This window comes from Halomonas sp. KHS3 (genome assembly GCF_000830495.1).
Taxonomy (GTDB): Bacteria; Pseudomonadota; Gammaproteobacteria; order Pseudomonadales; family Halomonadaceae; genus Vreelandella; species Vreelandella titanicae.
This window is the reverse complement of sequence record NZ_JWHY01000013.1, coordinates 48,253-69,956: the sequence shown is the minus strand read 5'-3', so window position 1 is coordinate 69,956 and position 21,704 is coordinate 48,253. Positions and strand designations below refer to the sequence as shown.

Below are 21,704 nucleotides of genomic sequence, written 5' to 3'. Positions count from 1 at the left end.
GGCTGCCCGCTACTCATATGCTTGGCAAACTGAGCGACGGGCAGTCATTGGCGGTTGTTTAAAACCATACCAGACCGACGGAAATAATAATGCCGGTGATAAAAAGCTGAATCAGGCAGAAGCCCATAATATCTTTCGCCTTTAGGCCCGCAATGGCGAGCACCGGGAGTGCCCAGAAGGGCTGTAGCAGGTTAGTCCAGGCATCGCCCCAAGCCACCGCCATGGCAACCCTCGGAATATCAGCTCCTAAGGCCTGAGCAGCCGGTAGCATCACCGGTGCCTGAACTGCCCACTGGCCGCCGCCGGAAGGGACGAATAGGTTGACAATACCCGCGCTGATAAACGACCAGAACGGCAGTGTATTGGTGGTGGCAAAGGAGACCAGCCACTCGGACATGCTCTCTGCTAGTCCGGACTGCACCATGATGGCCATGATGCCAGCGTAAAATGGGAATTGGATGACAATCCCCGCGCCGCCTTTAATCGCTTCGTGCAGGCTATTGAGCAGATTACGTGGCGTGCGGTGCAACACAATGGCTAGGAACAGAAACATAAAGTTAACGACGTTAAGGTTTAAGCCGCCACTTCGTAACAGGAAGTGATCAAGCAAGAACAGCAGCCCCGGCACTCCGACCAGCAGGGCGAGGGTAAAGCTATTTTCCAGGCGTTCAGCAGGGCGAGTAATGCGGCCAACCGGCTCGGGCTCGTCATTCAGAACATTTGGGTCGACATAGACGCTATCCTTCTCATCCGGCAGCATCATGCGGTTTACCAGTGGGATGGCAATAAATAGGCAGGCCACAATAGCGAGGTTGAAGAAGGCGAAAATCGTAGAGCCGGTACCAATCACTCCAATTTGATCGGCGGAAAAATGCCCTTCGGTAGCGATGGTTAGCGGGATTGAACCTGCCAAACCGCCGTGCCACACCACAAAGCCTGAGTAAGCACTGGCCACTAATAGCCGATAGTCAACGCGGATCAACCGGGCCAGCTCTTTGGCAAATAGCGCGCCGACCACAAGGCCAAACCCCCAGTTAATCCAGCTGGCCGCCAATGAGACCAGCGTCACTAGGATGATTGCACCGCCAGGGGATTTCGCAGTACCGGCTATTTTCTGCAGAATGCGTTTTACTGGCGGTGAGCTTGCCAGCATAAAACCGGTGACCAGCACCAGCAGCATCTGCATAGAGAACGTCAGCAAGCCCCAGAAGCCATCACCCCAGAAGCGCAGTACTGCCAGCGGTGTTTGCCGCTCAATGGCGATTGCGGCGGCCGAGGCAATTAATGTCAGCAATAGTACGAAAATATACGGGTCGGGGAGATAGCGCTCCACCAGCTTTACCGCCGGTTTTGAGATCATTTTAAGCATGGGATGCTCTCTTTATTCATTATTAGGAAGTGGCTAAGCAAGGTCTTGGAAGTGTAACGGCATAGCTAATATACGGGTGAGTACGGAAATTTTCACGTTGAAGCTGCCCGCTTAATCTTACGTTAGCGTAGTTGAGGTTAATTGCGCCTGTTTTAACGCTAATGGTTTAACCGGTAGGGGCGATGGTAGTGAAAATAGTAGTAGGCGATCAGCACCGCCGAGCGCACCAGCGTGAACAGCATAAACGCCAGCCAGAGCCCATGATTGCCCAATCCCTGGGTTAGCCACCAAATGGGCAGATAGGCGGCTAGGCCAATAAAGATACTGTTACGCATTTCACGTACCGCAGTGGTGCCAATAAACACCCCATCAAGGAGGTAGCTCCATACCGCAATCAGCGGCATGACGACCATCCAGGGCAAGTACTGCGCCGCAGTTGCACGCACCTCTTCAAGGCCGGTGAGCAGCGCTATGAGCGCATTGCCGCCCAGCGCGAACAGCAGGGCGGCAGCGCCAGCCGTCCATAATGAAAATCGCGCGGCGGCGCGCACAGTGGCGGCAAATTCCTGCCAATCCTGACGGCCATAGGCGCGCCCAATCAGTGATTCGGCAGCGTGGGCAAAACCGTCCAGGGCGTAGCTGGTGAGCATGATAAATTGTAGCAGCACAGCGTTGGCAGCAAGCACTGTGTCGCCTTGACGAGCACCCTGGGCGGTAAAGAACGCCATGGCAAACAGCAGGCCGAGAGTGCGCACAAATAGGTTGGCGTTGACGTTAAACAGGGCTGTGTAAGCTGCGAGTGCCAGCAGACGCTCGCGCAAAAAATGGCCATCCAGTCGGGTTAGCTGGCGTAGCACCAGGTAGCTACCAAACGCTAGGGCACTGTAGTCAGCGATTACGCTCGCCCAGGCCACGCCGTTGCTGGTCATTCCCAGACCCACCACAAACCATAAATCCAGCACGATATTAACGCTGTTGGTGAGCAGTAGAATCATTAGCGTAACGCGGGAGTTCTGTTGGCCCAAAAACCAGCCCAGAATGGCGTAGTTGGCGAGCACCGCCGGTGCAGACCAGAGGCGTATATGGGCGTACTCGCGGGCTAAATCGGTCGCTACTTCACTACCATCTAAGAGCCATAAACCGAGCGTAATCAGCGGCGAGGCAAACACAATCAGCAGGCTACCAATCACCAGCGCCATGATCAGCGACTGCCCCAGCAGGTTGCGCACGTCTGTATCGCTCTCGCGCCCCATGGCTTGGGCGACTAGCCCCGTAGTACCCATGCGCAAAAAGCCAAACCCCCAATAGAGGAAGCTAAACAGTGTGGCGCCGAGGGTAACGCCGGCTAAGTAGCGGGAGTCGGGCAAGTGCCCGACCACAGCGGTATCCACCAACCCGAGCAGTGGGACGGTGATATTGGAGAGGATGATTGGCCAAGCAAGGGCCCAAATCCGCATTGGGTTTAGGCGGCAGTGATGATGCGGTACTTCTTCATCAACTGTTCTTGGCTTTCGTGGCGTTCAGGGTCAAGTGGAATGCAGTCCACCGGGCAGACCTGTTGGCATTGAGGTTCGTCATAGTGACCCACGCACTCGGTGCATAGATTAGGGTCAATGACGTAGATCTCCTCACCGGGGGAGATCGCATCATTGGGGCATTCGGGCTCGCAGACGTCGCAGTTAATGCACTCGTCGGTAATCATCAGGGCCATGGGCATACCTCGCAGATGGCATTAACACTCGGGCTTTGCACGAAAACTGCTTGCGCTCGTCCATACGTTGTTAAAAATCGGCTCAAAATACTCATTTACACCCTGTAAACTCCGTTTTTTCGCCGATTTTTGCCTAGTCTGGCCTTCGCTCAGCGACTTTTCGTACAAACCCCTAAGGTATCAATAGCAATACCTGAGTGTTTTACTCAACAATGGCGTTGGTTAGCTAGTGTAGTGGTTACGCAGCGCTTCGGCGACCTGAGGATGCACCAGGGGGGAAATATCGCCGCCAAGCTTGGCAATTTCGCGCACGATGGTTGAAGAGATATACGAATTTTCTACCGCGGGGGTTAAAAACACGCTCTCCAGCTCCGGGTTTTGTGCGCGGTTCATATTGGCCAACTGCAGCTCGTACTCAAAGTCAGAGACCGCGCGCAGGCCGCGCAGAATGATTGTCGCACCCTGTTCGTGCATCATGGTTGTGAGCAGGGTCGAGAAGCCGATCACCTCAACGTTGGGCAGCGGCGCGCAGACCGCTTTCACTAAGCTCATGCGCGTTTCCAAGTCGAGGTGGGGGCTTTTGCCAGGGCTTGCCGCCACCGCGATGACCACTTTGTCGAACATCCGTGCGCCGCGCTCGATCAGGTCAAAATGGCCATTGGTGATAGGGTCGAAGGTGCCGGGGTAGACGGCGATATTCAGTTTGCGCGTGGTCATTCCTCGCTCTCCTCGTCCAGGCAGCCAAACGGGTTATCGCTGGTTAAGGAGACGGCGTGGTCGTAACCGGGGATATGAATCCGGTCAGCGTGAATATCCAGCTCTGGGCCCTCCAGCACCGCTTCACCAAACTGATAGCGTGGGGCGTAGTGGCCATGGTCTGCCTGGGCCAAGTAGGCCGCTGCCGCTTCGCGGGTGGTTTCGCGACGGGTTTTCCAGGCGTTCACCGCCGCCGCGCCGTGGCGCTGCGTCAGCAGGCGTTCGGTCACTGCAGGTGAAAGCACCACGCCGGTGGCGTTGTTGCCGCCGAAGCCCTTGGCGTTAATAAAAGCAGCGTCCGCGCGAAAAGTTTGTGCCGTTTGAGAAAAGCGCAGCCGCTCAGCATAGACATCGTCAGCCACCGTATCCAGCGTGGGAATGCCCGGCAGCAAGTCGTGGGCAAAACTACCCAGTGCGCTCGCCAACTGGTCGCCCGCCGCGGAGCCTTGTGAGTGGCCAATAAAGGCTTTAATCGCCACTACGGGCCAGTCGCTAATGCCGTTGGCGCGGGCAATTTCGTCGAACACATGGGATTCGGTAATGCGGTTTTTGGGTGTGCTGGTGCCGTGAGCGTGCAAAAAGCTGCGCTCTTTAAGGGATTTTTCGCCCAGCATATCGCGCACCAACGCAGTCGCTTTGCCGAGGGTGATGTAGTTGCCGATGCCCGGCGCCGAAATCGAGCGCTTGTAACCATCGGCATTAACGAACACATCAGGCACCGCACCGAGAATATCCGCGCCGACTTCCAACGCTAGGGCATCGTCCATCAGTAGCACGAACTGGCTGGCTTCCGCCATGGTAAAGCCACAGTTGCGCGCAAACGGACGGCAGGCGCGCTGATAATCGCTGTCGGTGAGCAGCTCCAGAGCATCCAGGGCTTTCAGACCAGCGTCGTCAGCTAGCGCACCCATGGCCCTGAAACCCTCGATGATTTCCGGGGTGATGGGGGCATCTGCGGTACCCACCATCACCACACGGCGGCGTCCGGCGCGAATGTCATCAATACCCAGGCGCAGGTTATAGAGAAAGCTGGCACAGGCGCCTAACGCTGCGCCGGTGCCACCTACGCTACCCAGCACATAGGCATTCAAAAAGTCGGCGGGCATTTGACCATAGCCCAGAGGCATCTGCTTGGAGGTGGCGCGTTGACCACTCACCAGGCTTTTCAGTAAGCCGCCCCAGCCCTGATCGTCTAGCTGGCCAATGGAGTTCCCGGCGTAAACGGCAATATGATCCGGGTTTAACTGCTGGCGCAGCGTCTCCCAAGAGAGACCGCTGGCGCCCAGGCAGTCGCTGGCACCAAATACCGCCAGCGATAGCCCGCGGGGGTGGTGCACGCTGCGGTAGAGGTTTGCGGGGTCAAAGCCGCTGGGTAGCTGGGCCGCCGCGCGTACCTTGGGTAACTGCGCGTCGGGAAGCAGTACCTCTAACACCCCTGCAGGTACGCTCACTTCTACCTCACGGGCATCAATGTCGCGCACCTGCCAATCCTCCGGCAGGTGTTCGGGTAACTGGCGGCGGCGCAGGGTAAAGCGTAGCGGCTCGGCCAACTGCATGCTGGCTTGCCGGTTTGACGGCATGCCAGGGTCGAGAAAGCGTGGGTCTTCGTTGCGTCGGATCAGGGTGTGGTTCAGCACCTGATCGCGCAGCGACTGCGCTGGGGCCTCTACGGGCTGACCTTGACTATCGTGCCACCCCTCTTCGGAGTGCTCGACTAGACGCATAAGCGCGGCCAAGCCTTCCAGTGTCTGGCGTTGCTGGTCAGCAGGAAGGGCATCAAGCACGGTGCGGCGGAAGGCCTGATGGCCAGAGGTTCTGCCAGCGGGATTGATGCCGCCCATGCCGACAATCACCGGTAAGTGTGACAAGCCGGGTTCCTCGTGGTGCGGTGGTGGTAATAACAATTATCGGCAAAAGTACTCGGTATATGATGCCTAGTACCATGCGCTTAATAAGTACGCTAAGAAGCACGTTATGCGTGATCATAGCACCGGCTGAGCAACGGCGTCATGCCGCAAGCGTTCGAGACTGATAGAATCACGCTTTTCAGCCGAGTAATGGCATGCAGCATACTTCTCGACCAGTGGTTTCTAATCAGCCAGGCCCACATCAGGATCTCGCCCGACGAGTGAGCCGAGCGTTAACGCATCCGCTACGTAAACCAATCGCCGAACACACGCAGCGCAGTTTCGCCCTGGCGGCAGAGTGGTTCGTGGGCCGTCAGGCACCGTTGATACTCGATTCGGGCTGTGGCGTGGGGATATCGACCCGCCAACTGGCGGTGCAGTTCCCTGCCCATGCGGTAATCGGCGTGGATCGCAGCGAGGATCGTTTGGGGCGCGACCACGGCCAGTTGCCTGACAATGCGCTGCTGGTAAGAGCGGATCTGGTCGACTTTTGGCGCTTGGCCTATCAGGCTGGCTGGGCGCCAGAGTATCACTTTCTCCTTTATCCGAACCCTTATCCCAAGGCGGGGCACCTAAAAATGCGCTGGCATGGCCATGCGGTTTTACCCACACTGTTGGCGCTTGGCGGGTATCTTGAGTTGCGCTCCAACTGGTCCCTCTACGTTGAAGAGTTTGCTTTGGCAGTGGCACAGGTAACCGGCAAACAAGCAGCGGTGACTGAAATTGCGCCTAAAGGGGACTATTTAACCCCTTTCGAAGCTAAGTATGCTCAGAGTGGCCAGGTTCTGTGGCGTTTATGCGTTGAGTTGGAGCGAACATGACGTTTGTCTATTTGGTGTTGGCGATTGTGGCCGAAGTGATCGCCACGAGCGCCTTAAAAGCCTCCATGGGCTTCACGCGCCCGCTACCCAGCGTGGTGGTGGTAGTGGGTTACGGGTTAGCTTTTTATTTGCTCAGCCTGGTGCTGCGCACGCTGCCGGTAGGGGTTGCCTATGCGATTTGGGCAGGCCTGGGCATTGTGCTGGTCACCTTGGTCGGCATAGTGGTATTCGGTGAAAAGCCTGATTTGCCGGCGGTGATAGGAATTAGTTTGATAGTAGCAGGCGTGGTCATGCTGCAAATGTTTTCAAAAATGAATGTGCATTGAGGAGCTGTAATGGGGTGTTTTTTTGCTGTTAAGCGCATGCAGCGCTGGTCGCTGGTGACAGGTGTAGCCACACTGGCGCTGTGTGCCAGCACCAGTCTGTTCGCCGATTTCAATCGCCTGGGCCAACTGCAGAGCAAAGGCTTTTCGATTAGCGCGGAAGCACGCCTTTTGGATGCCGATGCAGGCGCCAATGCGTTGTTGGGCAGCATCACCCCGGATCGACAGCTGTCGCCCGCTTCGGTCACTAAAGCCTACTTGTCGGCGGCGGCGCTAAACCGTTTTGGCCCCCAGCACCGCTTTACCAGCCAACTGGTCAGCTCCGCTAGCATTGAAAATGGGGTGTTACGCGGTGACTTGGTGTTTGAGGGCGGCGGGGACCCGGGCCTAACCACTGAGAACCTTTGGCGCTTGGTGCAGCGTTTGCACTTAGCCGGGGTGCGTGAGGTAGAGGGGGCGTTGGTGGTCAGCCAGTGGCGCTTTGGGTCAGTGGACTGTATTACCACGGACCGCTGTAATGCCCTGACTCGGGTTGCCAATGCCTATAGCGCGCCGCTCTCCTCAGCTGGCGTTAACTTTGGTAGCTGGTGCGTTAATGTCGCACCAGCGACGAACGCGGGTGAGCCCGCCCAAGTGGGGCTATGCGATAGCCAGACGTCGCTGATCACCATTGATAACCAAGTAATCACCCGCCCCGCCAATAGCGGTACTGAGATTAGCGCTGAACGAATTACCGATGAGCGTGGCGACGTGATGCGCTTGACGGGGCAGATCTCCACCAATGCCACTGCACGCGATGTCTACCGTGGCGCAGGGGATGCCGCCGAAACAACCGCGCAAGTCCTAATGGGCATGTTGAACCAGGCGGGTATACAGGTGCGCGAAGCGTGGCGCGTTAGCTCGTCTCAGCCGCCTAGCAGCGCCCAGCGTCTGGCGGCGGTGGACAGCCAGCCACTGCAAGAGCTATTGCTGCGCATCATGAACTACTCCAATAACTATATGGCCGATGTGCTGGCGCTGGATCTCGTCGAGACACCCCAGGCACAGCTACGCCAGGCGGGCCAGGCGATTGAAACTTACGCCCACAGCCTGCCCGGGCACGGGCCGTTAACATTGTATAGTGGTAGCGGACTGACCACTGAAAACCGCACATCGGCCCAGGGCGTTAACGTAATGCTGGAGGACATGTTTCGTCAAAGTAGCCTGTTTCCCAGCTTTGTGGCGGCCTTTCAGTCACCCGCTAACGGGGTAATGCGCTTCATTCGGCGAGGTTCCTCCACGTTTCAAAACAATGTCATGATCAAAACCGGCACGCTTAACCAACCTTTTGCAGTACGCGCCGCGGCGGGCTATTTTCGCACTGCGCAAGGGCGCTGGGGGGTGTTTAGTGTCATGGTCAATGGTAACGGCAGTACGCCTTATTTAAGCTGGACTGAAGTGCTGGATCCGTTGTCACAGGATCTAGAAGCAATGATGTTAGCGAATTGAACAAACTCTACGCTCACAAGGTGAGGCGATCTGCATGAAACCTGGGCATACCGGTTTAACACATTTGGTTCACTCCACACGCTATTCGTGGAAAGGCCTGAAAGCGGCGTTCAGAAACGAGGCGGCTTTCCGTCAAGAGGTCGGCATTACGGTAGTACTGCTGCCGCTTGCCTGGTGGATCGGTGAAGGACCTATCAGTTGGCTACTGCTAGTGGGTAGTCTGTTTTTTGTACTGATAGTGGAGCTGCTTAATAGTGCGATTGAGAACGTGGTGGATCGGATTGGTACCGAGCACCATGAGCTTTCAGGGCGGGCCAAGGATATTGGTTCGGCGGCGGTGATGCTGTCGCTGATCATGGCCGGGCTTACCTGGGGGCTATTGGGCTGGGAAAAATTCTTTAGCTAAGCAGGTAATTGAAAGCGAACGTTTTTGACGCGCTGTCAGCGAGGTAGTTATGCAAGTGAACGACGATTTCTTACCGTTGTCGACGCTGCCAGCGTCGTTACATACCGCCACCCAATCCGCCTGGAAGCGGCTACGCGAGGCGCTTGCTCAAGCCGATAATGTCGCCGAGATGACCAAGCAGGAATTGCCTTCCAGTAATTGGCAAGGGCTTTCGGAGCAGCGTCGCGAGGCGCTTGCTAAAGTATTGACCATCTCGACCTTCGCGCTGGATACCTTGGTGCGCTACCCCCAGTGGTTGGCCGAGTTGGATATTGCCGGTGAGTTGGACGTAAACCCAGGTCGAGATGAGCTTGCTAGCTGGCTGAGTGAGTCACTTGAGAGTGCCGAAGACGAAGAGGCGATGCAGCGGGTAATCCGCCGTTTTCGTCGCAAGCGTATGCTGGGGATTATCTGGCGTGACCTTAACCGTGCCTCTGGCCATAGCATGTGGAGTACCGCCACGGCGGTGTCTGAGCTTGCCGAAATATGCTTGGAAGCGGCATTAACCTGGCTTGAACGTTTTTACGCGCCGCGTTGGGGCTTACCTGCCCCACGTAAAGACGGCACGCCCCAGCGTCTGGTGATTCTGGGTATGGGCAAACTAGGTGCTGGGGAGCTGAACCTCTCTTCCGATATCGATCTGATCTTTGCCTTCCCTGAAAAAGGTGAGACGCAAGGTGGGCGCAAACCGTTAGAGCACCAGGAATACTTTACCAAGCTGGGGCAAAAGCTGATTGCCGCCCTGGATGCCATGACCGCCGATGGCTTCGCCTTCCGTGTCGATATGCGCTTGCGGCCTTTGGGCGACGGCGGGCCGCTGGTGGGCTGTTTTGCCATGCTCTCTAGCTACTACCAGGATCAAGGCCGCGAATGGGAGCGTTACGCCATGCTCAAGGCGCGCCCGGTCGCGGGGGATCTGGACGCGGGCGATGAGCTGTTGGCCGGGCTGCGCCCCTTTGTGTATCGCAAATACCTGGATTTTGGCGCCATTGAGTCGCTGCGTGAACTGAAAGCGATGATCAACCGCGAAGTGAAGCGCAAAGGCATGCAGAGCAATATCAAACTTGGCTCCGGCGGCATTCGTGAGGTTGAGTTCGTCGTGCAGGCGTTCCAACTGATTCGCGGCGGCCGCGATACGGAGCTGCAGGTGACATCGCTAAAAACGGCGCTCAATCGTTTGCCCGAGCTGGGCCTGTTGCCGCAGGAAGTGGTCGATGAGCTGCTGCCTGATTATGCTTTTCTGCGCGATGTCGAACACGCTCTCCAAGCACTGGAAGACCGTCAGACACAGACCTTGCCCAGCGATGATGCTGATCGTGAACGGGTAGCCTTCGCCATGGGGCATGAAGATTGGCCGGGGTTGATAGCCCAGCTTGACGAAGTGCGCGAGCGGGTGCGCCAACACTTTGATGCCGTGATTGCCGACCCCGAAGAGGATGTCGATGAGGCCAACGATGATAGCCAGCTTGGCTTGGCTCAGTGGCGGCTTATTTGGCGCGGCGAGTTAGAAGTGCAGGAGGCCAGCGCGTACCTGGCCGAGGCGGGTTTTAACGAGCCAGAAAAAGCCTTGAAGCGGCTGCATAGCCTTTATCATTCTCGGCAAGTGCAAAGCATGCAGCGGATTGGCTTCGAGCGCTTGGATGCGTTAATGCCGCTGCTGTTGGATGCGGTGGCGGGCAATGAAGCACCGGATACCGCGCTTGAACGGGTACAGCCGCTGATTGAGGCCGTACTGCGGCGTACAGCTTACCTTGCGCTGCTGCGCGAAAACCCCCAGGCGCTCGAACACCTGATGCGCTTGTGCGCCGCGAGCCCCTGGATAGCTGAACAGCTGTCGCGTTATCCCATTCTGCTCGACGAGCTGCTGACGCCAGAAACGCTGTATACCCCCGCCGATAAAGCGCGCCTTGCCGATGAGCTGCGCCAAACGCTGAATCGTTTGCCAGAGGATGATGAAGAGGCCCAGCTAGAGGCATTGCGCGTTTTTAAACACGCTCAAACCCTGCACGTAGCGGCGTCGGATATCGTGGGTACTCGGCATCTAATGAAAGTAAGCGATTACTTAACCTATATCGCCGAAGTCATTCTCGATGCCGTGTTGGCGATGGCGTGGAAGCATATTACCCGCAAGCACGGTGTTCCTGAGGGGCTGAATGCCGGGGAAGCGGCTTTTCTGATCGTTGGTTACGGCAAACTGGGCGGCATTGAGCTGGGCTACAGCTCCGATTTAGATCTTGTTTTCCTTCACGATAGCGATGGTCAGGGCACAACTGATGGTCCACGACCCATTGATACGCCAGTGTTTTTTACCCGTCTGGGACAACGTATTATTCACCTGCTCACCGCGGTAACGCCCACCGGCACGCTGTATGAAGTGGATATGCGCCTGCGGCCTTCGGGTAATTCAGGACTATTGGTGACATCGCTTAAAGCCTTTGCCGAGTATCAGCGTCAGAATGCCTGGACCTGGGAGCACCAGGCATTGGTGCGCGCCCGGGTGGTGGCGGGTAGCGATTCGCTGGCCGAGAAATTCAGTCAGTTACGGGGCGATATTCTAGGTGGTGAGCGAGATAAAGCTGCACTGCGCGAAGAGGTGGTCAAAATGCGTCAGAAAATGCGCGACCATCTGGGCAGTAAAACCACCAGCAATACCTTTAACGTCAAACACGATGCGGGCGGTATGGTGGATATCGAGTTTCTCTGCCAATACGCGGTGTTAGCGCTTGCTCACCAAACGCCTGCGTTACTTACCTACAGCGATAATATCCGCATTCTAGAGAGCCTGACCGAGAGTGGGCACTTACCAGCTGAAGAGGCAGAGCGTCTTCGCGAGGCTTATCTGGCTTATCGCAGCGCTACGCACCGAGCGGCGCTCACCGGTCAGAAAGCACTCAGCGATGGTGAGGAATTCCGTGCGCATCGCGATATAGTCACCGCGCTCTGGCAGCGCTTTCTTGAACCTTCCACCGCCGATAACCGCTAGCCAGACGGTAACCAGGACGCAACAGTGATAACAAGGAATAGGGCTGGGCGGCCCGTATGATTGGACATATTCTGGCCACGCTATTGCCAGTATTTTTAATCGCTGGCTGTGGCGCAGCCTATGGGCGCTACCGTACACCGGATATTCGCAGTCTCAATACCCTCAACATGGAGCTGTTCGTTCCGCTATTGGTGTTCGCCGTGCTGGCTGACCGGCAAGCGCCGTTAGCTGAGTACGCCTGGCTGGCCACGGCAGCGATAGCAGTAGTGCTGGGGTCGGGGCTTGTACTTTGGCCGCTGGCAAAGTGGCTAAAGCTGGATAGCAAGATCTTCCTTCCGCCGATGATGTTCAACAATGCGGGCAATATGGGCGTGCCGCTGCTGGTGTTGGCATTTGGTGCTGAGGCGCTTCCTGCGGCGGTGGTGGTGTTTATCGTTGAAATGCTGCTGCACTTTTCGGTGGGGCTTTACATGCTTAACCCGCGCACTTCGCTCTGGCGAATGCTGCGCATGCCAATTGTACTCGCGAGTCTGGCGGGTTTAGCGGTGAATATCAGTGGCCTGCCGCTGCCTGGCTGGCTACTGGAGGCGATGCATATGCTAGGCGGGGTATGTATTCCGCTAATGCTGTTTGCGTTAGGGGTGCGGCTCTTGGAGATCGACTTTAGCGATTGGCGTACGGGGATACTGGGGGCGGTGCTGTGTCCGCTTTCCGGGTTAGTAATTGCTTTGCCGTTGATGTGGCTACTGCCACTAAATGCGCTTCAGGCGGCGGTGCTGCTGGTATTTGCGGCACTGCCGCCTGCGGTGTTGAATTACTTGGTCGCAGAGCAGTATAAGCTGGCGCCACAAAAAGTGGCTTCGCTGGTGCTGATTGGTAACCTGGGCAGTCTGGTCGTTATGCCGCTGACCTTGGCCGCGGCATTTACCTGGGTTTACGCGCCGCTGTAACAAAGTATACGGCACTAGGTGGCGCGAAAAAGTGACTAACGGGTTAACGATCATCTTTAACTTCATCGATCATCTTTAACTTCATAGCTGCCTTCCAAGACATCCTGATGACCAGGACGGTTTTGCGCAGACGTATGCGGGGAAGCATGTCCGTGAGAATGCCCTTGAGAATATCCCCCACCTATATCCTGTGCCTGCTGGGCGCGCATCTGCTCCATACGCTTTTTCATTTTATGGCGCATAAACGGCATCATTGCCCAGCCAATCAGCAAGAAAAACAGGCCGAGTACCACGCCGACTATCATTAACGCGCCAAACGCCAGCCACGTGAGCAGCAGCTTCAAGCTGCCCGCCACTCCGCTGGGTTGAGTTTGCGCAGCACGGGCGCGCCATTGGTTAGCCGCTTGCCATGCAGCGTTGCGTTGGTCGCGATTCATCTGTGGCATGAGAGCCTCCATCGGTTATTCGCACCCATTGGAACACAGTAGCTCTAGCAAGTTCACTGCTTGGCCACAGTGCGATTAGATTTTTCAACTGTTACCATTAAGCTGTACAAGGCAGGTTTAGTTGTACAAGCATGCGCTTAATACGCAGTGCTTACCTAAACAGAGCTCATTTAACAGGACGGTTATATGGCTAATCATGGAGGCAAGTCGGTATTCATCGCATCGGTGGTGATTATTTTTGGCTTGGTAGTTGTTGGGGCGTCATTTCCTGAAGGATTTGCCAACGTTGCAGAGGGCGCACTGACTACTGTTACCGGGCTATTCGGGTGGTTTTATCTATTTTCGGTTTTTGGTTTTGTCATTTTTCTGTTTGGTCTGGCGCTAAGCAAGTATGGCAAGGTGCGCTTAGGCCCCCAGGACAGTCGACCCAACTATACATTCTTTTCGTGGATCAGCATGCTGCTGGCCGCAGGCTTTGGTGTCGGACTGGTCTTCTATGGCATGGCGGAACCCATGTTTCACTTCATTGAGCCGCCCTATGGCGACAGAACCGCCGAAACCGAAGCGGCCGCCCGCTACGCTATTCAATACAGCTACTTTAACTGGGGGATACACCAGTGGGCAGCTTTCTCGATTGTCGGTTTGATCATTGCCTATTTTCAGTTCCGCAAAGGGCAGGCAGGATTGGTGTCGTCCGTACTGTCATCGATAACGGCTAAGAATCCTAAAATTCGTCCCTACGCTTCCTGGCTGGATGTATTTGCCGTGGTCGCCACCGTAATGGGGGTGGCTACCTCGTTAGGGTTAGGCGTGCTGCAGATGAATGGCGGTTTAAACGCTGTGTTTGGCCTGCCGGAGAACGGTTTCTGGCAGTTTGTGATTCTTTTCGTGATGTTCTGCGCCTATATGGCTTCCACCTGGTCGGGTTTGGATAAAGGCATTAAACGCCTCTCTAACCTTAATATGATTTTATGTATCGGGTTGATGCTGTATGTGCTGTTCACTGGCCCCACCGTGGCGATATTAGAGACCATCACGGTGGGGATTGGTGATTATCTGCAGAATTTTATCGGCATGAGCCTGCGCATTTCTCCCTATGGTGACAATGAGTGGGCAAGCAACTGGACGATTTTCTATTGGGCCTGGGTGATTGCCTGGTCGCCGTTTGTAGGTACCTTTATTGCCCGGGTATCAAGGGGTCGTACCATCAAAGAGTATGTGTTTGGGGTGCTGTTCGTACCGCCGCTGCTGGCCTGTTTATGGATTGGCGTATTCGGTGGCGCGGCGCTGCACATGGAGTTGAACGGTACCGATATCGGTCTTGCTGCCGCAACCCAGGATAATATAACCGTCGCACTGTTTGAGATGTTTGAGTTGATGCCCTTTACCGGCGTGCTGTCGGTCGTTGCGATGCTGCTGATCTTTATTTTCCTGGTCACCTCCGCTGACTCGGCCTCGTATATCGTGGCGCAAATGACCGATAATGGTTCGATCAATCCGCCGCTCTATAAGCGCGTCATTTGGGGTGTGCTGATCGCCGCTATTTGCCTGACGTTAATTGCCTCAGGTGGCTTAACGGGGCTGCAATCGGCTTCGGTGCTGTCGGCACTGCCGTTCACCTTTATCTTGTATATGATGGTGTTCGTATTAGTTCAGGAACTACGCGCCGACCGCAAGGCGATGCTAACGCAGCTTTATCGCCGCCATGGCGAAACGCCGGTGGGTGCGGACGCCTTTGAAGCCGAGCTGTTAGGTGAAGAAGAGCGCTTGCGCCGTGCACCGAGTGTGGTCAATCGGCGCATTAATAGTTAGCATCAGTCATCAACACTAATAAAAAGTAACCAAGCCTTCGATTGCGGGGCAAGGTAGTTGGGGAGCAGCGACACATGAAGCGAAAATGCTGATGGCGCGGCAAGGGCGCCATGGAGCGACACGACGGCAGGCTAAAGGAGTTGCTTTCGATCGCTGGCTAGATAGGGTAGTCACAGTAGCGGTGCTAACGGCGATGATCATTGGTCTGGCTGCTGTGGCCGCTCACTGGCTGCTTTAAAGTACCAGCTCTGTGCAATATGTGTGCTTAACGCCCGGCTTTATGCCGGGCGTTTGCGTGTTTCGACCCGGTTTCGGCCCAGCCGTTTGGCGTGGTAAAGGTGCTGGTCGGCACGCTCAATCAGCGCTTCAGCACTAATTGATAAGCCGGGCGACATGCTGGCAACACCCATGCTAACGGTAAGCTCTGAATGGGTGCTTGAAAAAGCATGAGGAATGGCCAGTGACAGCACTGCTTCGCGCAAGCAGTTGGCAACGCCCACAGCGTCGTCATGATCCTGACCTGGCAGTACACAGACAAATTCTTCGCCGCCGTAGCGGGCGAGTAAATCCCTGGCGGGGGCAATGCACTGATTGAGCGCTTTTGCTACGGCGCGCAGGGTGTCGTCGCCCATGGCGTGCCCATAATGATCGTTAAATTCCTTAAAGTTATCGATATCGATAAAAATCACCGATAGCGGCTGCTGGGTTTGCTGCGCCAAGTGCCAGTGTTGTTGATAAAACTCATCGAAGTGGCGTCGGTTCGCCACGCCCGTCAAGCCATCCATATTAGAGAGATGATGGAGCTGGTCGCGCTGCTCCAAGCCTTGCTGAAACGCGTTTAACAAATGATCCAAACTATCCACCAGATGCCCTAACTCATCATGCTGATGTCCTCGCAACATTGGCTTGGGCCACTGGCCGGGACGATTGGGATCGGTTTGGGCAATAGCTGCGTGTACCTTGAGCAATGGGCGAGTAATAAATAGATGAAAAAAAGCGATCACCACTAGGCTTAAAATAAACGCCTCTAAAATACTCACCCCGACCACCGTGTAAATACGCGCGAGGAACTGCTGGGTTAAGTAGCTTTCTGCCAGCATCAGCTCAATCTCGCCGACGACCGATTCCGGCATGTCGCTGCCCATGTAGTAGGCGAGGTCGGTTTGGTGGTGCAGTATATCGCCAAATAAATATTGGCTGAGCCAAGTCGAATCAGCCTGTTTTGGCCTCTCAAATTCAGCCAGAGCGCGCCCAAAATCGTCACGAATCGACACCCATGCGACCTCGTCAGCATTAAATAGCCCATAGGCGATTTGGTGGGCGAGGTCGGGGTTAAGCTGGAAAGCGGCCTCTGCTGCGGCGCCGTTAACGACCGCCAACTGTTGAGTAATGCGTTGCTCGGTTTCCTGGCGCATATTGGTAGCGTGGCTGAGAAGTTCAATACTTCCTGCTACACCACTAATCAGCATAGCAATGAGCAGGGTGAGTAGCGCTTGCTTAGTGGTCAGGCTGCCTTTTTTAGGCGCGACGCCAGTGGTCAACATAGGAAAGCGAGGGCGGGGACTTATCACTGGCTCTCCCCCTGCAGGGCATCCAGCTGGGCTTGCAGTCGCTCCAGCAGTGCTTTCGAAACGTTGAGGTGGCAGGCGAGATAAAGCGGTGCGCGATAAAAAGTAAATAAATGCGCTAGCGCGATGTCCTGTTCATGTGCCATAAATTCACCGGTTGCTTTGCCTGTCACAATCACATCTAGTAGCCCCGCCTTTAAACGCGCGATATTTTCTCGCTCCGAAGGAGCAAGTAGCACATTAATGCCGCTATCAGCGACGTAATCGCCTATGGCATCTTCCCTAAAACTGCCCACTCGCCAAGCGTTCAGCCCGGAAAGTGAATCAACATTGAGCCCACGCTCGGCTAAACTGAACGCTGCCCATTCATTGACGACCAGTGGCCCCACCCAGTGAAACAGCGCTTCACGCTCAAGGGTGCGGGTGGTGGAGTAGACGCAATGGTTCTCCCTTAAGCGTGCTTCGGTGTAAGCGCGTGCCCAAGGCAGCAGCCGAAAATTAGCCTCTATGTCAGCTTGGCGAAGCGCATCACGTAGCAGTCGCGTCGCACTACCGATTATTTGCCCTTGGTCGTCCGAATAATTGAACGGTGGATACTCTTCGGTATTGATCGTCAGCGGCATCGCATGAAGTGGCAGACTGCAGCTACCGATAACGGTGATCAGGGCAACGCCCATGCAGTATTGCCATCGGCGAGTTAGGTCGTTAGCCATCGTCAACTACCTCTCGACTCGTCCCGCTTGCACCCTGTTTAAGGCCTGCTGCATCAACGCTACCAGACGTGGATCCGTGGCTTTGTTGATGGCAAAGTATAGCGAAGATTTGCTGAGGGTGTGTGTGGGGATTAAAATATCTTTAGGATAACCTTCTGACTCCGCTATCCAGCCAGCCACATCCTGACTGTAAGCCCATAGATCAACTCGCCCGCGGGTTAGCATATTGAACGCGCTTCGGTTATCAATAGCGGATACGAGTAGGCGCTCAGGATAGCCAGCTTCCAACAGCGCCTGGGCGCCGATATCTTCCCGAATGACCGCTACGGTCAGGCCGCGATCAATCGCTTGAGCCAAAGAATCAACCACAATCGGTGCGTCGCGGTGGGCTAGCAGTACGACCCGGTCTTGAGCAATCGGCCCCACCCAGTGGAAATTGACCTCTCTTGAGGGCGTACGCGTAGTGGAAAATAGCACCGTATTAGGTTGGCTGCGCGCCAGCTCATAGCCGCGAATCCAAGGGTAGTGACGGACGTCATTACGGCTTAATGGTGTTTCTGTCGCCGCAAAAATAGCCTCCAACAAATCAATCGATATCCCGGTTAATTGCTGATTATCGATATAGTTATAGGGCGGGTACTCTTCAGTAATAAAGGTTAATGCCGCCAAGGTGTCGGGCTCATCAGCCTGTCCGCTTGCGACGATTGCCAGCCAGAGGCATAGCGTGGCCATCAACCTGGTTAAGGGTTGTCGGTACACTGGCCGTAGAGATGGCTGGGCTAATCCCATCGCAGTTCTATCCGTATTACTGATCAATCAATCAAACTTAGAGCAACGCTGGTCGGCTGTCATCTCTAATCTGCCAACGCAAGCCGTGGCGCCTTGGCGGTTCTATCTGCTAGCCTTACGGCTTCCCCTGTGAGAGAAAACTAATGCTGCCTGCTAACACTGCTAAGGCGACGGATGGCTACGCATCGCGTCGAGAAATTTTCGGCTGGGCGATGTTTGATTTTGCCAACCAGGCCTACACGCTTTTGATTATTACCGTGGTATTTGGCGAGCTTTTCACCACCGTCATTGTGGGGGATCGGGGCGATAATTTCCGGTTGGCCAACTTTTTGTGGAGCCTGGCCCTGGCGATTAGTTATCTAATGGTGGTGATTACCGCGCCGTTGTGCGGAGCGGTGATGGATTACCGGGCGGAGAAAAAACGCTTTCTGCTGATTAGTTATCTCGCCACCGTGGTCACTACGGGCATGCTCTACTTCGTTGAGCCGGGCTATGTCGTTATCGGCTTGTTATTGATCGTGCTGTCTAACTACGCGTACTCCATGGGGGAGTCATTTATTGCTGCATTTTTACCTGAACTTGGGCCGCCGCAGTCGCTGGGCAAAATTTCTGGCTTTGGCTGGGCGCTCGGCTACATCGGTGGACTGTTTGCGGCAGGTTTTACCCTGGTGGTGCTAGGCGAGGCCAGCGCGGAAAACTTTGAGCGCATACGCTGGGTGGGGCCCTTTGCGGCCGGCTTTTTTCTGATTACCGCTATTCCTACGTTTTTATGGCTAAAAGAGCGTGGCACCCCTCAGCCCCGTGGCGTCTCTTATCGGCATATTGCCCTGAACCGCGTCACCACCACCCTTCACGAGCTGCGCTATTTTAAAGATCTGACGGTATTTTTGATTTCACTGCTGTTCTCGATGGCCGGCGTCTACATCATCATCGCGTTCGCCTTTATTTATGGTGCTCAAGTGATCGGCTGGGATGAAAGCGTACGTAATATCATGTTTATTATTGTCCAAGTGACCGCTGCAGCAGGGGCTCTGGGGTTTGGCTGGATACAGGATCAGCTAGGTGCCAAGCGAACGTACCAAATGACCCTGGCGCTATGGGTGTTGGCGATTATTGCTATCTGGGCAACGCCGGAGATGACGCAGTGGGTAAACGGGCAGTTTGACCTGCAGTGGCAGGCACAGTACGTATTTTTGATAGTCGGCTGCCTGGCGGGGCTTAGCCTGGGTTCCAGCCAATCTGCCAGCAGGGCTCTGGTGGGGCTATTTTCACCCTTGGAGAAATCAGCCGAGTTCTTCGGCTTCTGGGGGCTGGCGAATAAGTTGGCAGGGGTGTTGGGGATCGTCATGCTGGGGGTGTTGCAGACGCTGGTTGGTTTGCAAGCGTCTATTCTATTATGTGTTGCCCTGTTCGTTATCGCGATGCTGATTTGCGCCAGGGTCAACGAGCGCCGTGGTCGGGAGGCGGCGCTCGCCTGGGAAGCCAACAGCTATAGCAACACTAATAACGCTAACGAGGCATCCTTACCTCAGTGAGGTGGAGCATGGCAACGCACCTGGCAGGTCAAACAGCGCAACGCGGTGGTATCGTTATGATGCTGCTGTTTTGGGTGCTGTTAATGGCGGTGGGCACTTGGTGGATTCACGGTGGTCTCGAAGAGATGATGCGCCCGAACGCGAATATTGTGCATACGCTACCTGCAGGTGAGCCGGTTACCTTAAAACGTAACCGGGCAGGGCACTTTGAAGCGCCGGGACGCATCAACGGCACGCCGGTGACCTTTTTGCTCGATACTGGCGCCACCTATGTCGCCATACCGGTCGATTTGGCTAGCGAGTTAGGCCTAAAACCGGGACGCCGCGCTTGGTTCAATACCGCCAATGGTCGAGTTGAAGGTACTTTAACCGAACTCGATGAGGTTTCTCTGGGCGGTCTAAAAGTGCAGAATGTGCAGGGGTCTATCAGCCCCGGCATGGAGCGTGACACCGTTCTACTCGGCATGAGCTTTTTAAATTTATTGTCGATTGAAATACAGTCGGGTGAGATGGTGTTGAGCCTTCCCGAGCAGTGAGTTCGGCTTGTGAATGTGCCACTGATATGATTGTCTAAATTAATACGAGTGCCAACATGCTAAGGAGTTGCTATGGGCATTGAAGTAGGTGGTTTATTAGGGCTAATTTGGCTCATCATTGTGATCTGGGCCATTGTGAAAGTAGCCAAAAGCGGCGCGGGTGGTCTTGCTAAGCTGATATGGATCCTGGTGCTGCTGTTTTTCCCGTTAGTCGGCTTAATTGCATGGTTTCTGTTTGGGCCCAAAGGGTAGCCGCTGAAAAGCAAAGCTGTTGAAAAGCCCGCCTCGTGCAATTGCGTCAAAATGTGTAGTCGAAAAAAGTAGTTGTAAAAAAGTAGCTAAGTAAAAAAAGGCAGGCCACTGGTGGTCTGCCTTTTTAAGTATGCTTTAGCAATAGATATACTTAACCAAACATTACTCAATGGTGTCGTTTTCTTCCCCTGGCGGCGCCTTGTAATGCCCTGGGATTTTTAACTTCTCCCCATTGGGCAGGTCGCGCACTTGGGCTGGAACGTAAACACGCTTAATGACACTTTTCGTTTTGCTACTTCCCATGGCAGGTTCCTCCTGTCAAATTGTCGACAGTTCGCGCCTTAACAGTAGCTTCCGCAGGTGCGAGAATCAAGTATCGGGCCTTGTCTACCGATCAATGCGCATGATTGTAACGACAGAAGCGGGTGTTTTGATAGTTTTGAGTTATCCTGAGTGCCAATCATAGGGCGCCTGCGTTGGTATTGGGTGAGCGGGTGAAAAAATAAACAGCCTAAGCGGAGTGCATAAAGAGGATGGTAGATCATTTGGAACAGCAATTTCAGGCGCTTGAGTCGCAAGAGTCTGTAATGCCTGACTATCCTGATCAAGATCATGTCCTGATCATTGAGGATGACCAGCGTTTAGCCGAGCTGACCCGTGATTACTTGGAAGCGAACGGCTTCCAAGTAACGCTGGAAGCTGACGGTGCGAAAGGGGTCGACCGTATTTTAACCCTACAGCCCGATCTGGTGATTTTAGACTTAATGCTGCCGGGGGAGGACGGCCTGGCGATTTGTCGTCGTGTTAGACCCAATTTTGCCGGCCCGATCATGATGCTGACCGCTCGCACCGATGATCTCGATCAGGTCTTGGGGCTCGAAATGGGCGCCGACGACTACGTGCCGAAGCCGGTTCAACCGCGGGTGCTATTGGCGCGTATGCGCGCGCTGCTGCGCCGTGCCGACGGGCCGGCACCAGACGGCGAAATGCGGCTGCGTTTTGAAAACCTGGAGATCGATAACGCCACTCGTGAAGCCTGGCTTTCAGGCGAGCGAATTGACTTAACCAGCGCTGAGTTTGACCTACTTTGGTTACTGGGCCGTAACGCTGGCCGAGTACTCACCCGCGAAGAGATATTCAGCGACTTACGGGGCATTAAGTACGACGGCCAAGACCGCTCGATTGATGTACGCGTATCGCGCATTCGACCCAAAATTGGCGATGATCCGAATCAGCCTCACCGGATCAAAACCGTGCGCAGCAAAGGTTATCTTTTCGTCAAAGACAGTTGATCATTCAG

Annotated in this window: 21 protein-coding genes; 11 read left to right on the top strand and 10 right to left on the bottom strand. The window is 55.1% G+C overall.

What is annotated here, in order from left to right; all coding sequences use genetic code 11:
* Window positions 1-58 precede the first annotated feature (58 nt).
* The 5 genes from RO22_RS22015 to RO22_RS21995 all read right to left on the bottom strand — a co-directional run bounded on the left by RO22_RS22015 (window position 59) and on the right by RO22_RS21995 (window position 5,677).
* Window positions 59-1,369: a short-chain fatty acid transporter gene (locus RO22_RS22015; RefSeq protein WP_009287459.1), complete on the bottom strand. Its 1,311-nt coding sequence runs from the start codon at window positions 1,367-1,369 to the stop codon at window positions 59-61.
* 158 nt (window positions 1,370-1,527) lie between these two features.
* On the bottom strand, window positions 1,528-2,826 hold the full coding sequence (locus RO22_RS22010) for an MATE family efflux transporter (RefSeq protein ID WP_041159403.1): 1,299 nt from the start codon (window positions 2,824-2,826) through the stop codon (window positions 1,528-1,530).
* A 5-nt stretch (window positions 2,827-2,831) separates the two neighbouring features.
* Window positions 2,832-3,080: a YfhL family 4Fe-4S dicluster ferredoxin gene (locus tag RO22_RS22005; RefSeq protein ID WP_008957577.1), complete on the bottom strand. Its 249-nt coding sequence runs from the start codon at window positions 3,078-3,080 to the stop codon at window positions 2,832-2,834.
* Window positions 3,081-3,302: 222 nt separating this feature from the next.
* Window positions 3,303-3,797 carry a pantetheine-phosphate adenylyltransferase gene (gene coaD, locus RO22_RS22000; RefSeq protein WP_022522078.1) on the bottom strand — a complete coding sequence of 165 codons (495 nt, stop codon included), beginning with the start codon at window positions 3,795-3,797 and terminating at the stop codon, window positions 3,303-3,305.
* On the bottom strand, window positions 3,794-5,677 hold the full coding sequence (locus tag RO22_RS21995) for a beta-ketoacyl synthase (protein WP_041159411.1): 1,884 nt from the start codon (window positions 5,675-5,677) through the stop codon (window positions 3,794-3,796). Before RO22_RS21995 ends, coaD begins: the two co-directional genes overlap by 4 nt.
* A 221-nt stretch (window positions 5,678-5,898) precedes the next feature.
* Here RO22_RS21995 and trmB point away from each other — a divergent pair, with 221 nt between their 5' ends.
* From trmB to RO22_RS21965, 6 genes are read left to right on the top strand one after another with little or no spacing between them, the layout of a single operon-like run.
* Complete coding sequence (gene trmB, locus RO22_RS21990) at window positions 5,899-6,564, top strand: tRNA (guanine(46)-N(7))-methyltransferase TrmB (protein WP_009287456.1); 666 nt, start codon at window positions 5,899-5,901, stop codon at window positions 6,562-6,564.
* Window positions 6,561-6,890 (top strand): DMT family transporter, encoded by a 330-nt coding sequence (locus RO22_RS21985; RefSeq protein ID WP_022522081.1) that lies wholly within the window; start codon window positions 6,561-6,563, stop codon window positions 6,888-6,890. The genes trmB and RO22_RS21985 overlap by 4 nt, the downstream gene beginning before the upstream one ends.
* A 9-nt stretch (window positions 6,891-6,899) precedes the next feature.
* The gene (gene dacB, locus RO22_RS21980) at window positions 6,900-8,375 is read left to right on the top strand and encodes a D-alanyl-D-alanine carboxypeptidase/D-alanyl-D-alanine-endopeptidase (protein WP_027958632.1); all 1,476 of its coding nucleotides are present in this window, start codon (window positions 6,900-6,902) and stop codon (window positions 8,373-8,375) included.
* A gap of 34 nt (window positions 8,376-8,409) precedes the next feature.
* Window positions 8,410-8,781: a diacylglycerol kinase gene (locus RO22_RS21975; RefSeq protein WP_022522083.1), complete on the top strand. Its 372-nt coding sequence runs from the start codon at window positions 8,410-8,412 to the stop codon at window positions 8,779-8,781.
* Window positions 8,782-8,830: 49 nt separating this feature from the next.
* On the top strand, window positions 8,831-11,803 hold the full coding sequence (gene glnE / locus RO22_RS21970; RefSeq protein ID WP_009287455.1) for a bifunctional [glutamate--ammonia ligase]-adenylyl-L-tyrosine phosphorylase/[glutamate--ammonia-ligase] adenylyltransferase: 2,973 nt from the start codon (window positions 8,831-8,833) through the stop codon (window positions 11,801-11,803).
* Between the two features lie 56 nt (window positions 11,804-11,859).
* A complete protein-coding gene (locus RO22_RS21965) occupies window positions 11,860-12,753 on the top strand; it encodes an AEC family transporter (protein ID WP_009287454.1) in 894 nt (297 codons plus the stop codon).
* 62 nt (window positions 12,754-12,815) lie between these two features.
* On the opposite strand, the gene RO22_RS21960 is transcribed toward RO22_RS21965, so the two are convergent.
* The gene (locus RO22_RS21960) at window positions 12,816-13,199 is read right to left on the bottom strand and encodes a hypothetical protein (protein ID WP_041159402.1); all 384 of its coding nucleotides are present in this window, start codon (window positions 13,197-13,199) and stop codon (window positions 12,816-12,818) included.
* 186 nt (window positions 13,200-13,385) lie between these two features.
* Between RO22_RS21960 and RO22_RS21955 the strand changes: the two genes are divergently transcribed.
* Window positions 13,386-15,011 carry a BCCT family transporter gene (locus RO22_RS21955; protein WP_009287453.1) on the top strand — a complete coding sequence of 542 codons (1,626 nt, stop codon included), beginning with the start codon at window positions 13,386-13,388 and terminating at the stop codon, window positions 15,009-15,011.
* A gap of 278 nt (window positions 15,012-15,289) precedes the next feature.
* On the opposite strand, the gene RO22_RS21950 is transcribed toward RO22_RS21955, so the two are convergent.
* Genes RO22_RS21950 through RO22_RS21940 form a run of 3 tightly spaced genes read right to left on the bottom strand, consistent with a single transcriptional unit; the run spans window position 15,290 to window position 18,024 of the window.
* The gene (locus RO22_RS21950; RefSeq protein ID WP_027958633.1) at window positions 15,290-16,582 is read right to left on the bottom strand and encodes a GGDEF domain-containing protein; all 1,293 of its coding nucleotides are present in this window, start codon (window positions 16,580-16,582) and stop codon (window positions 15,290-15,292) included.
* Window positions 16,579-17,292 carry a substrate-binding periplasmic protein gene (locus RO22_RS21945; protein WP_230804808.1) on the bottom strand — a complete coding sequence of 238 codons (714 nt, stop codon included), beginning with the start codon at window positions 17,290-17,292 and terminating at the stop codon, window positions 16,579-16,581. The genes RO22_RS21950 and RO22_RS21945 overlap by 4 nt, the downstream gene beginning before the upstream one ends.
* A gap of 6 nt (window positions 17,293-17,298) precedes the next feature.
* On the bottom strand, window positions 17,299-18,024 hold the full coding sequence (locus tag RO22_RS21940; protein ID WP_235270541.1) for a substrate-binding periplasmic protein: 726 nt from the start codon (window positions 18,022-18,024) through the stop codon (window positions 17,299-17,301).
* 200 nt (window positions 18,025-18,224) lie between these two features.
* Between RO22_RS21940 and RO22_RS21935 the strand changes: the two genes are divergently transcribed.
* From RO22_RS21935 to RO22_RS21925, 3 genes are all read left to right on the top strand, one after another.
* Window positions 18,225-19,616: an MFS transporter gene (locus RO22_RS21935; protein WP_022522090.1), complete on the top strand. Its 1,392-nt coding sequence runs from the start codon at window positions 18,225-18,227 to the stop codon at window positions 19,614-19,616.
* Window positions 19,617-19,624: 8 nt separating this feature from the next.
* On the top strand, window positions 19,625-20,152 hold the full coding sequence (locus RO22_RS21930) for a TIGR02281 family clan AA aspartic protease (protein ID WP_022522091.1): 528 nt from the start codon (window positions 19,625-19,627) through the stop codon (window positions 20,150-20,152).
* A gap of 72 nt (window positions 20,153-20,224) precedes the next feature.
* Complete coding sequence (locus RO22_RS21925; protein ID WP_022522092.1) at window positions 20,225-20,404, top strand: PLDc N-terminal domain-containing protein; 180 nt, start codon at window positions 20,225-20,227, stop codon at window positions 20,402-20,404.
* Between the two features lie 162 nt (window positions 20,405-20,566).
* On the opposite strand, the gene RO22_RS24795 is transcribed toward RO22_RS21925, so the two are convergent.
* The gene (locus RO22_RS24795) at window positions 20,567-20,707 is read right to left on the bottom strand and encodes a hypothetical protein (protein ID WP_162836279.1); all 141 of its coding nucleotides are present in this window, start codon (window positions 20,705-20,707) and stop codon (window positions 20,567-20,569) included.
* A gap of 230 nt (window positions 20,708-20,937) precedes the next feature.
* On the opposite strand from RO22_RS24795, the gene RO22_RS21920 reads away from it, so the two are divergent.
* Window positions 20,938-21,696 carry a response regulator gene (locus tag RO22_RS21920; RefSeq protein WP_007113866.1) on the top strand — a complete coding sequence of 253 codons (759 nt, stop codon included), beginning with the start codon at window positions 20,938-20,940 and terminating at the stop codon, window positions 21,694-21,696.
* Window positions 21,697-21,704 lie beyond the last annotated feature (8 nt).

What these genes read in the sequence shown, in the direction of transcription:
- RO22_RS21945 (WP_230804808.1), bottom strand. Translation starts at nt 17,292, where the DNA reads ATGGCTAACGACCTAACTCGCCGATGGCAATACTGCATGGGCGTTGCC.
- RO22_RS21935 (WP_022522090.1), top strand. Translation starts at nt 18,225, where the DNA reads ATGCTGCCTGCTAACACTGCTAAGGCGACGGATGGCTACGCATCGCGT.
- RO22_RS24795 (WP_162836279.1), bottom strand. Translation starts at nt 20,707, where the DNA reads ATGGGAAGTAGCAAAACGAAAAGTGTCATTAAGCGTGTTTACGTTCCA.
- RO22_RS22015 (WP_009287459.1), bottom strand. Translation starts at nt 1,369, where the DNA reads ATGCTTAAAATGATCTCAAAACCGGCGGTAAAGCTGGTGGAGCGCTAT.
- dacB (WP_027958632.1), top strand. Translation starts at nt 6,900, where the DNA reads ATGGGGTGTTTTTTTGCTGTTAAGCGCATGCAGCGCTGGTCGCTGGTG.
- RO22_RS21995 (WP_041159411.1), bottom strand. Translation starts at nt 5,677, where the DNA reads ATGGGCGGCATCAATCCCGCTGGCAGAACCTCTGGCCATCAGGCCTTC.
- RO22_RS21925 (WP_022522092.1), top strand. Translation starts at nt 20,225, where the DNA reads ATGGGCATTGAAGTAGGTGGTTTATTAGGGCTAATTTGGCTCATCATT.
- glnE (WP_009287455.1), top strand. Translation starts at nt 8,831, where the DNA reads ATGCAAGTGAACGACGATTTCTTACCGTTGTCGACGCTGCCAGCGTCG.
- RO22_RS21965 (WP_009287454.1), top strand. Translation starts at nt 11,860, where the DNA reads ATGATTGGACATATTCTGGCCACGCTATTGCCAGTATTTTTAATCGCT.
- RO22_RS21920 (WP_007113866.1), top strand. Translation starts at nt 20,938, where the DNA reads ATGGTAGATCATTTGGAACAGCAATTTCAGGCGCTTGAGTCGCAAGAG.
- coaD (WP_022522078.1), bottom strand. Translation starts at nt 3,797, where the DNA reads ATGACCACGCGCAAACTGAATATCGCCGTCTACCCCGGCACCTTCGAC.
- RO22_RS22005 (WP_008957577.1), bottom strand. Translation starts at nt 3,080, where the DNA reads ATGGCCCTGATGATTACCGACGAGTGCATTAACTGCGACGTCTGCGAG.
- RO22_RS22010 (WP_041159403.1), bottom strand. Translation starts at nt 2,826, where the DNA reads ATGCGGATTTGGGCCCTTGCTTGGCCAATCATCCTCTCCAATATCACC.
- RO22_RS21955 (WP_009287453.1), top strand. Translation starts at nt 13,386, where the DNA reads ATGGCTAATCATGGAGGCAAGTCGGTATTCATCGCATCGGTGGTGATT.
- RO22_RS21930 (WP_022522091.1), top strand. Translation starts at nt 19,625, where the DNA reads ATGGCAACGCACCTGGCAGGTCAAACAGCGCAACGCGGTGGTATCGTT.
- RO22_RS21960 (WP_041159402.1), bottom strand. Translation starts at nt 13,199, where the DNA reads ATGCCACAGATGAATCGCGACCAACGCAACGCTGCATGGCAAGCGGCT.
- RO22_RS21975 (WP_022522083.1), top strand. Translation starts at nt 8,410, where the DNA reads ATGAAACCTGGGCATACCGGTTTAACACATTTGGTTCACTCCACACGC.
- RO22_RS21985 (WP_022522081.1), top strand. Translation starts at nt 6,561, where the DNA reads ATGACGTTTGTCTATTTGGTGTTGGCGATTGTGGCCGAAGTGATCGCC.
- RO22_RS21940 (WP_235270541.1), bottom strand. Translation starts at nt 18,024, where the DNA reads ATGGCCACGCTATGCCTCTGGCTGGCAATCGTCGCAAGCGGACAGGCT.
- trmB (WP_009287456.1), top strand. Translation starts at nt 5,899, where the DNA reads ATGCAGCATACTTCTCGACCAGTGGTTTCTAATCAGCCAGGCCCACAT.